This window comes from Salinibius halmophilus (genome assembly GCF_003577475.1).
Lineage (GTDB): Bacteria > Pseudomonadota > Gammaproteobacteria > Pseudomonadales > Natronospirillaceae > Salinibius > Salinibius halmophilus.
Window position 1 is genome coordinate 1 of the sequence record NZ_QPEP01000011.1, and the last position, 12,734, is coordinate 12,734.

The window sequence follows — 12,734 nt, forward strand, 5'->3', positions numbered from 1 at the left end:
TATGATTGACCATGCTGAGGGACTTAAATTTTGTTTGTGTGGTAACTTACATTTTCTAAGAACCTCGGCTCCTTTTCTAGCCGTTCAGATTTTCACCTACACCCTTAAATGCGAAGAGCCGCCAAAGTATTTCACGGATATGAGCCTGATAATTAACGTCGACAACGATATTGATATGTGATGATACAGGACACCAATCGAAAGTAACCGATTCACTGTTCTAGCAGGTAAGCGGTAAGTCTAATGGAGTTTCCGCATCGTTATTAACCAAGATATCAATGAGCAACCAAGGAATTAACTTAATTAGGTGTTGAGCTGAGCACCCATCAATTTTCAATGGCCCTAAACGGTGGGTGTCCAAGTTAGTTCCAAGTTAGTTCGCAAGTTAGTTCCTTCGAGGAACTTTGAGGAACTTTGGACACTCAGCGTTATTTAGCAGTTGAGTCAGTTATAAATCAACTCGTTTAAGGTGGGTGGCCAAGTTTATAATTTAAGGTTAGGAGCCTTTCTCTGATACAAGTTTTCTTAGTTCCTGAGTTATTCCATCCAAACTTTTATTCATTTTCAAAAAAATCGTATGGTTTCTACCTTTCAGTGCATCTGAAAGGTCATAGGCTGCACTATTCTTCGTACTTAGGTGCTGCATATAGTGAATATTCAAAACAGATAAATCGACGCCCCGCTTTGATGACTGAAGTGGAGTTCGGAACGTATACTCAGCAAGAACTTCTATGCCGTCCCCGATCTGAGCACTCAACCCTCCATATTGGCCACCAGCAAACCTAATTTCTCTACCAGGCGCTAGAAATGGAATGTCATGCTCGACGAAGTGAATATCACTTTTATCTGCTTTCTCAACTCCCCAGCACCTAATGGGTAACGGCTCTGAAAATGAAATATCCCTTGCAGTACCAGTTCCGATGTTGCTTATTACGAGATCTATCTTACTGGCCGTATCTATGTTTGGCTCATAGTAAATCACGATAGCTGGTTTGGTTTGTCGGTAAATCGCGTAGTAAGCCGTAAATACAGCCAAAAACGTACCTATAGGGCTAGCGATATAGAATGCTATTTGTAGATAATCAGCCATTATTAACCCTTTAGCGGTAGAATAGTGGATATACATCGTTTTTTACAGTTGAGCAAGTAATTTGTCAAATTGATTAAGTTGGGTGTCCAACCTTGCTGACAATGCTTGTATTGTTTAGTGCATAGTTCCAAACTCTGTAGAAATAGAATATGTACCCTAACCCCAATGTGAGAATGGATATTATAATCCAAACAATTATATGCCCTATTTTGCTGAAAAGGTCGATGTTACAAAACATTCTTTTGCAGTTGCCGTTCTCATCAATAAAAAACGTTCTGTTAATTATAAAATTTGAAAATGAGTATGGAAAAAAGAACAGGGCTATGCCAAAAGTAATAATGCTTAAAAACAACCAGATAATCAGGTGCCCTAAAATATCTATAATGGAAATGTCCGCTTTTAATCTCAAAGTTTGCTCCATGATTTTTAATTTGTTTCTATTTCTGGCGTAACCAACCGATTTGTGGAATACAGTGGAAGAAACCGGAACTGTTTACGTACATTTTAGGCTCTACCACTTGCTTGTTCTAATGAATCTCTTGGACACCCACCGTTCTTTAGCAGTTGAGCTATAAATGAATAAATTAGCTTAAGAAAGGTGTCCAGTTTGTTCCTAAATTAACGCCTAAATCAGGTACGCCGTAGGCGTCACCTGGATTTTCTTGTTAAGTTTCAATTACTCCGATTCTCTACGCCACCTATTTATGACATTACCAAAGTCTGTTGCAATCCAAGGCATGCACCAAGACGAATAAACGTCTAAGCTGGCTGATTTAGGTTCTGGATCAGGTTTTGGTAACTGAACAAGCGTTGGCATTAAACTCGCGTCACCTACTACTAAAGCTTCACCTTGGCCCAGACTCGGCAGCATTTCTGCTGCACCGCTCGTATTTTCAGGAAGAAGACCTTTAATGTAACTTTGATCATGCTTATTCGTAAGCCTTAGCGCAATAAAATTATTACACTGCGAAAATATGGTTGGTGAAACTTCTGAGGGGCGTTGACTTACAACCATTAAACTCAAGCCGTATTTTCTTCCTTCCTTTGCAATTCTTTCTATTGATTTTCTTGACGCTCGATACATAACTGAGTCAGAAGCTGGAACATAGTTATGAGCTTCCTCGCACACCAAGAGGACAGGAATATCATTAACAGAATTTTCACTATGTTTTAGCTTTGAGTAATGAAAACAAAAGTCGAATATTAACCTAGATATTAGACTAACTGTAACGCTGAGAACTTCAAATGGAACCCCGCTGATGTCTACAACCGTTACATTTGACGTATTCAAATAACCTATGAATTGTTTAAGCAGATCTTCAAAGTCATTTGTTTGGTAAATTTCTCCATCTTCACGTCGAGGTTTTAATAAGAACCGTAAACGCTCATCGGCTAGTCTGGTTTCAAGCCTTGAGACAAACCTAGTTAGCTCGCCATTAAATGGACCATTTGATGCTTTTGTAGCATTTGCAGTAGAAGGGGGCGCAAATAACAATCGGTCATTGAAGTAGATACCCATATCTTCAATCAAGGTGCCATCAAGTAATTTGGGTTTTCCTTCGCCTTCTTTTTTGCCAATGACCTCTCTATCTATGTTGTCAATATAATTTACCACTTCAGTAATAGAGAAGTAGCAAGGAGTGTCATAAGTTACATCTGAAAGAGTTGGGTTATATTTTTCTTTATTTAATATTACGGCTTTCTTGAAAATCGCAATCTGGTTGTGTGAGTTGCTTTCACTACTCTCGATGAACATGCTTTCTAGTTCTTCTGAGTTCATTAACCAGTATGGTAGCTGTAACCTATCAACGGTCAGATCATTTAATGTAAAACCTTTTTCTCCTTCTATTTTAAAGGCAGATGCGTATTCCGAATGGAGGTCAAAGATTACTATATGTGAATTATTTTGCTCGTGATGGATGGTATACTCATTATCTTTGATGCCTACAGCACTTTGCAGAATACCAGAGACAGCACAAGACTTACCTGAGCCAGTAGAGCCGACTATGCCGATATGTTTACCAAAGAACTTGTCACCATTTAGGCTGTAAGTAACGGACGAATTGTTTGATAATGTACCTATTGCAAAATCATACTCTCCGTTTGAAGAGAAAAGCAAATTCAAGGTCTCAGTATCCATTACATGGACAGGTTCTGTTGGAACTGGCAGTACAGGAGTTCCTTTCTTAAATCTCAAACCTTCTTCTGTTGATACTAATGCTCCTACAGGTATCGCTTCTATTGTAAACTTCCAATTCTCCTCGTGAGTACTATCAATATTCCTTATTATTGCGACCGCAAAGTTATGATTGCCATCTTCTATTTTTAAATATCTACCAACTTGTAGATTTCTCTTGTTCGACTCAAAGGTCTCAAGACTATCTATTTGAATAGATATTTTAGATGGTGCACTCGATATTACAGAACCAATGTTACTCATAACTATTCCTCATGCTTAAAACAAATTCTAATTCATTCGTATCAGGAACGCCTAAAATGGATGTTTCTATGTCCGTACAATCAACATTCTCTGGAATCTCGTTTCCAATAAAGAAAATATCATCACATTTTCTTGAGTTTAATAATTCTGGATGTGATTGACTTGAGAATAATCTGATTTGAAATTCCCTTTCAGATACTAATGACCGTGCTCCTCTTGATATTGGATCTTTGAAGAATTCGCTTTCAACAAATCTAGTTCCAATATAGCCTGTATGAGCTTTGATCCTTTTTAGATAAAGCCTGTGCTCTAATTCAAAAAGCTTGTCTTCTGTGCAATCAATGGAAAATATTGGTGTTTTTATATGGGCGGCTTTGTTGTGATACTTTGCAAGATAATTGCTAACAAAAACTACGAACCTGTCCTCAAAGTCTTGAATTTGTTCAGACATAAAATAGATGCATCTTTCCCTGGAGTTTTGAGAGAGATTTGCAGATATTTGTTTTTTCTTCGAAGTAAGTAATGATTTCTTGTCTTTAAGAGCCAACGTCCACTTTGTTATTGCAGTACTATTAACTCTTGCCAGCATATCTTCTAAACTATGTCGATTAATCTCTCGGTTAGAGTCTCCAGTGTTGCAGGAGAGAGTTGCTATGTGGTTGATACAATTTGGATATAGAATATTATCAACATCAGAGTTCTGAATCCTTAGCTCACCTAATGATGATTTTATTTCATTGGCTAAATCATCAAGGGAAGAACCAAACTCTAATCTGGCATTTTCTAAAAATGACTCTTTGTCAAACGTAGAGGGTATTCTTCTTATGATTGGTGCAAGCTTCTGGTTCGTTGATTCAAGGGCCTGATCCAACTCTTCTAGTGCTACTTGCCTTGAATTTTGTTCTGTATCTGATGTATGAACAAAAATAATGTATTTTATATTCGCCCCACTGGATTTTGAAAAATGCTCAGCCATTTGAAGCAAAGGTTTGTAAATTAAGCTAGGTGAGAAATTTTCACTTGATTCATGATACTTACATTGTATAGCAGTAAATGATCCGTCAGCATGTGCCACATCTATATCTTCAATCACACCCTCAACTGTTACAGTATCATCGTATTCTGACGTAAGTATTGATTGTGCTGTTTTATGAAATTGGTATAAAAAGCCTTTGATAGTACTTTCTGCTGTCCTTGACATATAAACCTTATGACTTGATGTATTGATGATACTTGCTTTGAAACTTAACAGCTACGTTTAGTGCATGCACAGTTTCAGTAGACTCGCCCGCAGGCTATCAAACCAATTCACTTTAAGGCTTCAAACCCGCCACCGTATAAACCCAGAAACCAGCACAAACTCGCACAACGAAAAACTGCACTAAATTGTTTGTTTATGTATCCAAGCTACTACATTGCTATCGGCATTAGAAGGTGAAAACATAACTAAAAGTGCAAGGAAATTGGCTTTAATCAACGAATTATTTAGTGCGCCTATTCGAAGCTGGTTTCACTTGCCTGAACCATCACCATTCACCACTCGCTCAATTCGCCCAATTGCACAGGCAAGTATCCACTCGCGGTAATTCAAGTCGGTTAGCCATTCGGGTTGTTGCTGTACGGCGTAGTTCACTTGGGTTTGCAGCATCACGCGCACTTGCGATACGGCGGTAGTGAGTGCGTGTGATTCTGGTGTGTTGGTCAGTTGTGCAACTTTTTGGCTAAGCACGCGCTCGGCGGCGGCCATAGCGGTTTCTACGCGTTGGCGCATCAGCAGTGGGTCGACCATCAACAGTATTTGGCGGTAGGCGCTTATGGTGCGGGCGGCTTGTTCGAACATAAGTGTTACTAGGGCATGGGCGAGTGCCTGCCAAGTTGGGTAGTGAGCTTCTATGGTGGCGCGAAATTCAATGAGGTCGTGGTCGAGCTTTTGCTGAATTACCCGTGCGTAAATGGCTTGTTTGTCGGGAAAGTACTGGTACAGGGTGCCAATGCTAACACCGGCGCGCTCGGCAATGTGGTTGGTGGTGAGCTTTTGCGCCGAGTAGGTTTTTAGTAGCTCGTCGGTGGCGGCCACAATTGCCAGCACACTAGCGGTAGATCTCTGCTGTTTCGCATGCTTTCGCTGCAAAGTTTTTTCCTCACAATGCGAGTAGTTCTGCTTAGGTTGGTCAAATTACCATGATTGTTATCTCACAGGTAGGGCAGGGCGATGACAGACACACAAATGGTTATTTTTGGGGCAGGCATTGCTGGGTTAACAGCGGCCATTGCGCTAAACCAACAAGGGGTGAAGGTTCGAGTATTAGAAAAGCAGGCGGCAGCTAGTACCGCTGGGGCGGGCATTGTGATCGACCCAGCCGCGCAGGCCTTGCTTGGCAAGCTTGGGGTAAGCCTGCACAACAGCTACTCGGCGAATAGCTTCGCGCTTGCCGAAGCCCGCTCTAAGCGGTTATTGGCTCGCCAAAAGGCTGATTTATTACTTATGCACCGGGCCGAGTTACACCAGGCATTGCTGGCTAAAAGCGAACACCTAGTGGAATACGGCCAGCATTGGCAAAGTCTTGAGGACGTTGGCGATTCTGTTCGTTGGTATCAGAATGGTGGCACGCATACAGCGAAACTGGCTATTGGCGCCGATGGTTTGCGCTCAATTGTGCGCTCGCGTACTTGTGGGCGTTGTAAAGCTCGGTTTAGTGGGCAGGTGGCGTGGCGCGGGGTAGCGCACAATAGCCTAGGCATTCACGCGCCTATTGAGTATTGGCATCACGATAAAACTCGCTTGGGGTTAGTACCGCTGACTGATAACCGGCTGTACTGGTACTTCACCGATGTAAACAATGTGGATATACCCGTGCTCAGCAAAGTTTGGCGCAATATTGTACCAAATCTTGAAGCTTGGTTACCTGGCGCCTTGCGCCATGAACTTTGGGCGCTGCCTTCTCGTTGTGCGGGTAACAATCGCATTGGTTTAATTGGTGATGCAGGCCAAGGTATGACGCCAAACCTAGGCAAAGGCGGCTGCCAAGCTATTGCCGATGGCGTCGCACTGGCCAATGCTGTGGCCGAATATGGGCTAGTGCCCGAAGCACTGTGGCGTTACGACGCAGCTCGGCGCAGCGAGAGCAATCGCATTATTAGCATGTCGAACCTAGTCGGCAAGGTGGCCACGGCAAATCGCTATGTGGTGCCGGTGCGTAATAGCCTTATGAAGTTGGCCGCTACTCTAACTTAGTGGCAGTAAAATCCGTGATTTATAAAAAGTCGTTATATTGCCGTTTTAACGAATTAAAAGTGGTAAAAAATTGCTAAATAGGAATATAAATTCAAGTTTTATTGAGACTCGTCGTTGTGGGTAGGAATCAGTTTTTCCTGCTCCCACTGGGCTTTCTCTTCTGCTAAGCACTTCATGCACAAACACTCTTCCCACTCCTCTTGTAAGTAGGCTGCTAGGTCGCGCGGCACCTGAATATTGTTGCAGTCGCAAATGGTTGATGAGCCGAGTTTGCACTCAAAATAAGTACCGCATTTGGGGCAGGGAATCTCATCGTGACAGGGCATGGGTTCTCCCGTTTCTTCCCAAACGATACGCAGCGCTTAGCTAAGTTAGGTATTGCTTTTAGCTGTCAGTAGCTGCTCAATGGTTTGCAGGTGCACAAGGGTGATGATCTCGCCTAGGGCAGCTTATCAAACGCCTGAATAGTTTGTAGGTCACTATCCCAATTGGCGGCGCTAGCTTTGAATAGGTGGGCATTGGGTTTAATGGGTACGGGTTGGTCTAAGCTGCCAGCGGGTACAACAACCAATTTTCCTGCCATTTGCACAGTGGGTAGCGCCGAACCGCAGTGTGTACAGAAGCTTTTGCTATGGCGAGTGTTCGGTAAGTTGAAGGTGTTGACTAGGCTTTCGCCGGTTAGCCATTCAAGCACGGCGTTGCTGGCAAACAGGTTGGCAGCATGGGCCGAGCCGGTGTCTTTTTGGCAATAGCGGCAATGGCATAGGTAAAAGCTGTCGAACTCGCCAGTTAGAGAGTACGTTACCTTGCCGCATAAACATGAACCTAGGTGGGGCATAGTTAGCCTTCTTTCTTTTTGGTATGGCTGAATAGTTTGTGCCACTGCGCCATCCATTCATTTACTTTTGCTAGTTCGTTGAACGCCACCGCTGCTAGTGGCTCAAGGTGTTTTTTATCGAAGCTGCCAGCGCGGCAGAATTCAAGTTGCTCGCTTACGAACTGGTACACTTTTCTAGCGTCTTCGTCGGTTTCGTTGCTGTGGTCACTATTGCGCAAGGCGTGAGTGAGTTCAATGGCGTTTTGTAAATACTGGTCTTGTGCTTGTTCGGTGTTCTCGTTGAATAGAATAATTTCCGAGAGATCGAGCCCAAATTTAAACAACATTACGGCGAATGCCCAGTTGCCAGACTTAGCCGAAGAACGTGCGTGGCGCATAGTGGCCTGCCAATTCGTTTTGGCTAAGTCGATGTCGTTGGTCATTTTTTCTTTAAACGCAGGTTTCATGTTGGCCCTTCCTTGTTTTTGATGTTGTTTAAAAAACTATAGCAACGGCCTCTAGTATTGCAAATGAGAACCCTTATCGAAAAGCTGGCGTTTAAGGTAGTTATTCAGTCGTGGAACCAAATCGCCGTTAAAATAGTATATCGATGTAATGCCACAGAATTGAGCTACCGATGAGCAAACCTAGACCCACACACAGTATTGAGTCGTTGAATGTTTATTGGCGCGAGTTGTATCAAAACCGCCCAATGTTAGCAGCCGAAAACCTACCAGGGCTTGAGCTAAATGCAGCGCTAAATAAACCTGCATTTGTGCGCGAGAAAAACTGGGTGCCTTCGCCTGCAAGTGGTGTGCAGCGTATTTTGCTTGAGCGCCAAGGGGGCGAGTTAACCAAGCGTGCCACGAGCTTGGTGGCTTATCAGGCTAATAGCCGCTTTAACGCGCACACGCATCCACTGGGCGAGGAGTTTTTGGTGTTAGCTGGTGTGTTTAGTGATGAATATGGTGACTATCCAGCGGGTACCTACGTGCGCAACCCACCTGCCTCTAGCCATTCACCCTTTACCAAACAAGGTTGCTTAATTCTGGTAAAACTGCAGCAAATGCCCGTTGATGATTGCCAGCGAATCGTTACCAATGCGTTGCAGCAAGCAAGCGGTGAACAGATGCTTTTTAATGACTACGAGAAAGTTAGCATGCTCACCAGCAGTCACGAGCCAGTTCACAGTCAAACTCAAGAAGGTTTAGTGTTGCAAGGCAGCGCTCAAGTAGCCGGGCAAACCTTGCAAGTTGGCGACTGGTTTCGCTACTCAAATGAGCAGGCCATTACCCTAGCACCCAACTCGCTAGTGTTTTCGAAGCGCGAGCATTTATCATGATTAGCATTGTTGGTGGTGGCCTTAGCGGCTTATACACAGCTTATTTATTACAGCAAAAAGGCCTGGCGTTTCAGCTATTTGAAGCGCGCGAAAGGTTCGGTGGCCGAATCAAAGGCCTGCCGGTTGGCGATAGCTCGCACTTGGAGCTCGGCCCATCTTGGTTTTGGCCTCATCAGGCTCGTATGCAGCAATTATGCGCAGAGCTTAATTTGCCCTACTTTGAACAATATGTAGCTGGCGATGCGCTTTATCAGTTACCTGGGCGCCCCATGCAACGCTTTCAAGGAGCGGGTACCATGACGTCGTACCGCCTTGCGGGCGGGTTAACGAAGCTAGACGCGGCACTGGTTGAACAACTGCCAAGACATGCGCTGCACGCGAATGCACCGGTTGCCCACGTTCAGTACCAGCAAGGCTGGCAGTTAACGGTAAATGGCGTCACTCATAACAGCGATGCCTTGATTTTAGCGGCGCCACCTAGGGCGCTTATTAACAAGACCAACTTAGCTGAGCAGTTATCGCCTAAGCTTGTGGATCGGTTAGCGAGCACGCCAACATGGATGGCGGCACAAGCGAAGTTTGTCGCGCACTATTCACAGCCATTTTGGCGCCAAGCAGGCTTGGCTGGCGATGCCTTTAGCCGCACTGGCCCAATGGTAGAGATTCACGATGCTAGTGCGCACGAACAAGCAGGTTTTGCGTTATTTGGTTTTATTGGCCTAGATGCGCAGCAACGCAAAAGCATTGCGCCTAAGCAGCTTGAGCAAGCTTGTTTAAAACAATTTGCCGATCTGTTTGGCCCACAAGCACTGCAACCAACTACTTTTGCTTTGCAAGACTGGCAACACTCTCCGTACACCTGTACTCAGGCAGACATAAACCAAGCAACCGAACACCCAAATTGCCCCGTTCACGAGTTTACTGACGAGCTGGCAAGCCTTAACTTGTACTTTGCAGGCTCAGAAATGGCCAACGAAGAAGCAGGCTATTTAGAAGGCGCACTGGCTGCAGCAGAAGGAGTCGTTTTGCGTATTTAGTTCACGTATTGTGAACAGAGGTGGTCGTGCAAGATATATCAAGACAACCGTTAAACGATGCAGTAAATAAAATACAAACGATTTGCAGGCGTTCATTGCAATTATGAATGCAAGGAGGCAATAAATGGAAGGCGTGTTGAATTTACTTTTAGCCATAACTGGCATTGGTGGCTTTATTTTTGTGCTGTTGGCTACTGGCTTTTATGTTGGCTCATCGGTTGGTGATGCATTGTCCGATCAGCCGCAAGCAAAAGCGCCTACTGATGAATTTAGCGTGCACTCCATTGACAATATTAAAATTAAAAGCAGCGACCTTGGTCATCGGTTTATTGTTATTGGCGCTAGTTTGCTATTTGTTGCAATGTTACTGGCCATGTGGATTAAACACGTCGTCAATTAGCGCTAATCAAGCGGGTTACCCCGCTTTAGATTCCAGTAGTTCTCGCAAAGGCACTGGTAACATTGCCCGTGCTTTATTAGTAAGTGTTTGTTCGTGTTTTTGCCACAGCACGCCTAAAAAGATTACGCTCAGACTAACATCAAACGTATAAGGGCTGTATGAATCAGCATGTCGCCCCCAGCCTCTCCACCTCTGTGTGCCACTGCGCAATCGTTTTTGGTTTAGCACTGATCACTGGGCCAAAATATTTGCTGCGCTTGTTTTTAATGCCAACAAACCCGAGCACTGTGCGTTTTAGGTGGCGGTAAACAACATTGCCTTGCACCAGTTTGTACCACCAAGCGGGTGTGTCGAGTGTGATAATCAGCTCCGAAGTTTTACCCTCCAGCAATTTTTTAGGGAACAGCTTGCCCGCTTCATATTTGAAGGCAAAGCCTGGTAATAAGATTCTATCCAACGCGCCCTTGAACACCGCCGGTACGGTACCCCACCAAACCGGAGTAATGATTACCACGTGGTTAGCCCATTTTAGCTGGGTTTGTAGGGTTACTAGGTCGGTTTCCAGAGGCTGAATTTTCTCGTAACCCTGCTGCAAATTGCTATCGAATGTTAGCTCGCCAATATTCATTACTTGCACGTGATGCTTTGCCTGAGCCGCTTTGGCATAGGTAGCGGCCAGTGATTTATTCAAACTATCGGTTTTTGGGTTGGCGTTTAAAACCAGTATGTTTTTCATTTTTAGTCTTTATTTGGTCAAGTGACCAAAACAATAGCATTGGCTTTTTAGTTTAAGCAAGTAAAATTTGGTCGACTGACCAATATTTTTTCTATCATAAGTCAGCAGTGTTATACTGGCTGGCCATGGCGGGTGAGCTGGTTCTGGGAGAAGTTGTGACAAGCAAAAGTGAGCAAACAAAGGCTGAAATACTTCGTGCGGCGCTAGAAGTACTGCGGGAATCTGGCGCTGAAGGGTTAACGATGCGCGGGGTAGCCAATGCTTGTGGGCGCAAGTTGAATAACGTGCAGTATTACTACAAAGATAAAGCCGTTCTGCTCAACAGCCTTGCTAACTATCATTTTCAGCTTTGCGAAAACTTTGTTGAAGACTTTGAACCAAGTAGTGGCGAGCTTTCCGCTAAAGCGCAGCTGCATGAGGCCATTGTTTACAGCTTAAATTATGCTGCGAGTCTAAGCGATTCATGTTTGGTATTTCGTGAGCTGTGGGCCATCAGTACCCGCAATGAAGCCGTGCAGGCTAACCTAACGGACTATTACACCGAAGCGTTCAATCGTATGGTTGAATTTTGGTACGACTACCCACTAGAAAACCGAAAAAAAGCCGCCGCAATTTTAGTGCCTTATGTCGACGGTTATTCGATTCAATGCCAGGCGCTGCCCTATAGCGAGGCAGAAATGGCCAACCTGCTAACCGACGTGATTTATGCAGTGCTGACCAAGGAGTTGGCTGAGTAGCGACTATATTAAACCAGCACACAACTTAACCAACACAAGGCGCACCTAACATGATTCTTTACCACCATCCTATTTCGGGCAACGCACACAAGGTAAAACTCACGCTTGCCGTGTTAAAACTTGAAGCCGAACAGGTAATCATAAATCTGCCTGCGGGCGAGCATAAAGAGGACTGGTTTAAAGCGTTAAATCCATTTGGCCAAGTACCTGTGCTACGTGACGGGGATGTCACGCTATTCGATTCTCAGGCGATTATTAAATACCTAGTGCAAACTTATGCACCGAATAGCCAATGGTATGGCCCAACCCCTAAGCGCCAAGCTCGAATTGACCAGTTTTTGGCGGTTGCCGCCGAGAAGCTCGCAGCCGGCCCAGCCAAAGCTCGCTCGTCCACATTATTTAAGCGTCTTGAACACGTTCCGCCAGCGCAGCAAATTGCCAGTGGCTTACTCAGCACCCTTAACGATATTTTGAGCCAGCAAGCATGGCTGGTTGATGACCAACCAAGCCTTGCCGACTTAGCACATTATGCATATATCAAACGTGCACCCGAAGGCGGCATAGAGCTTAGCGAATACCAAAATATACTGGCTTGGTTGACCCGAGTAGAGGCTCTAGAAGGCTTTATTGCCATGCCCGAAGCGAAGGAAATTTTCGCTGGCGCTTAGCAGCGAATAGAGAGATGGGTAGGCAAGGCCTGAACTTCCAGCTTGCTATCTTAACGTGGACACCCACTGCAATTTAGTCGTTGAAGCATTTACCAGCTTCGAGGGCTTGGGTGGGTGTCCAGCTTAGACCCCAACGAGACAGAGCGACCAAATATCAGCTCAGTTTTCGCCATAATATATGCCCTTACTCATTGCATGGTTTATTGCTACTGTGGCATGGTTTTACCTAATT

The 12,734-nt window shown here is 44.5% G+C and carries 16 protein-coding genes; 7 read left to right on the forward strand and 9 right to left on the reverse strand.

The annotated features are described in order from the left end of the window. Window positions 1-181, forward strand: a 181-nt coding sequence (locus DUW71_RS17845) for a hypothetical protein (protein WP_233546132.1), incomplete at its 5' end; no start/stop codon positions are given. Window positions 182-496: 315 nt separating this feature from the next. Here the strand turns inward: DUW71_RS17845 and DUW71_RS12905 are convergent. The 5 genes from DUW71_RS12905 to DUW71_RS12925 form a co-directional block, all read right to left on the reverse strand. Next, window positions 497-1,090 (reverse strand): hypothetical protein, encoded by a 594-nt coding sequence (locus DUW71_RS12905; RefSeq protein WP_119395676.1) that lies wholly within the window; start codon window positions 1,088-1,090, stop codon window positions 497-499. A 73-nt stretch (window positions 1,091-1,163) separates the two neighbouring features. Further along, on the reverse strand, window positions 1,164-1,511 hold the full coding sequence (locus DUW71_RS18000; RefSeq protein WP_325048586.1) for a DUF6693 family protein: 348 nt from the start codon (window positions 1,509-1,511) through the stop codon (window positions 1,164-1,166). Window positions 1,512-1,766: 255 nt separating this feature from the next. After that, complete coding sequence (locus DUW71_RS12915; RefSeq protein WP_119395678.1) at window positions 1,767-3,530, reverse strand: ATP-binding protein; 1,764 nt, start codon at window positions 3,528-3,530, stop codon at window positions 1,767-1,769. Next, window positions 3,523-4,731: a hypothetical protein gene (locus tag DUW71_RS12920; protein WP_119395679.1), complete on the reverse strand. Its 1,209-nt coding sequence runs from the start codon at window positions 4,729-4,731 to the stop codon at window positions 3,523-3,525. Before DUW71_RS12920 ends, DUW71_RS12915 begins: the two co-directional genes overlap by 8 nt. A 309-nt stretch (window positions 4,732-5,040) precedes the next feature. Further along, window positions 5,041-5,661, reverse strand: a complete 621-nt coding sequence (locus tag DUW71_RS12925; protein WP_119395680.1) for a TetR/AcrR family transcriptional regulator — start codon at window positions 5,659-5,661, stop codon at window positions 5,041-5,043. 81 nt (window positions 5,662-5,742) lie between these two features. On the opposite strand from DUW71_RS12925, the gene DUW71_RS12930 reads away from it, so the two are divergent. Further along, the gene (locus DUW71_RS12930; protein ID WP_119395681.1) at window positions 5,743-6,765 is read left to right on the forward strand and encodes an FAD-dependent monooxygenase; all 1,023 of its coding nucleotides are present in this window, start codon (window positions 5,743-5,745) and stop codon (window positions 6,763-6,765) included. A 98-nt stretch (window positions 6,766-6,863) separates the two neighbouring features. On the opposite strand, the gene DUW71_RS12935 is transcribed toward DUW71_RS12930, so the two are convergent. The 3 genes from DUW71_RS12935 to DUW71_RS12945 all read right to left on the reverse strand — a co-directional run bounded on the left by DUW71_RS12935 (window position 6,864) and on the right by DUW71_RS12945 (window position 8,049). Further along, window positions 6,864-7,091 (reverse strand): cysteine-rich CWC family protein, encoded by a 228-nt coding sequence (locus DUW71_RS12935; protein ID WP_119395682.1) that lies wholly within the window; start codon window positions 7,089-7,091, stop codon window positions 6,864-6,866. Window positions 7,092-7,204: 113 nt separating this feature from the next. Next, on the reverse strand, window positions 7,205-7,603 hold the full coding sequence (locus DUW71_RS12940; protein WP_119395683.1) for a GFA family protein: 399 nt from the start codon (window positions 7,601-7,603) through the stop codon (window positions 7,205-7,207). Between the two features lie 2 nt (window positions 7,604-7,605). Continuing rightward, entirely contained in the window at window positions 7,606-8,049 is a 444-nt protein-coding gene (locus DUW71_RS12945; RefSeq protein ID WP_119395684.1) for a hypothetical protein, read from the reverse strand. 170 nt (window positions 8,050-8,219) lie between these two features. On the opposite strand from DUW71_RS12945, the gene DUW71_RS12950 reads away from it, so the two are divergent. The 3 genes from DUW71_RS12950 to DUW71_RS12960 all read left to right on the forward strand — a co-directional run bounded on the left by DUW71_RS12950 (window position 8,220) and on the right by DUW71_RS12960 (window position 10,361). Beyond that, on the forward strand, window positions 8,220-8,924 hold the full coding sequence (locus tag DUW71_RS12950) for a cupin domain-containing protein (RefSeq protein WP_233546133.1): 705 nt from the start codon (window positions 8,220-8,222) through the stop codon (window positions 8,922-8,924). Continuing rightward, window positions 8,921-9,961, forward strand: a complete 1,041-nt coding sequence (locus tag DUW71_RS12955) for a flavin monoamine oxidase family protein (RefSeq protein WP_119395685.1) — start codon at window positions 8,921-8,923, stop codon at window positions 9,959-9,961. Before DUW71_RS12950 ends, DUW71_RS12955 begins: the two co-directional genes overlap by 4 nt. 124 nt (window positions 9,962-10,085) lie before the next feature. Next, window positions 10,086-10,361, forward strand: a complete 276-nt coding sequence (locus tag DUW71_RS12960) for a hypothetical protein (protein ID WP_119395686.1) — start codon at window positions 10,086-10,088, stop codon at window positions 10,359-10,361. Between the two features lie 163 nt (window positions 10,362-10,524). Here DUW71_RS12960 and DUW71_RS12970 read toward each other — a convergent pair whose 3' ends face one another. Then, window positions 10,525-11,097: an NAD(P)H-dependent oxidoreductase gene (locus DUW71_RS12970; protein ID WP_119395687.1), complete on the reverse strand. Its 573-nt coding sequence runs from the start codon at window positions 11,095-11,097 to the stop codon at window positions 10,525-10,527. A 155-nt stretch (window positions 11,098-11,252) separates the two neighbouring features. Between DUW71_RS12970 and DUW71_RS12975 the strand changes: the two genes are divergently transcribed. Both DUW71_RS12975 and DUW71_RS12980 read left to right on the forward strand, forming a co-directional pair. Then, window positions 11,253-11,834 carry a TetR/AcrR family transcriptional regulator gene (locus tag DUW71_RS12975; protein ID WP_158584070.1) on the forward strand — a complete coding sequence of 194 codons (582 nt, stop codon included), beginning with the start codon at window positions 11,253-11,255 and terminating at the stop codon, window positions 11,832-11,834. Window positions 11,835-11,884: 50 nt separating this feature from the next. Continuing rightward, entirely contained in the window at window positions 11,885-12,502 is a 618-nt protein-coding gene (locus tag DUW71_RS12980) for a glutathione S-transferase family protein (RefSeq protein WP_119395689.1), read from the forward strand. Window positions 12,503-12,734 lie beyond the last annotated feature (232 nt).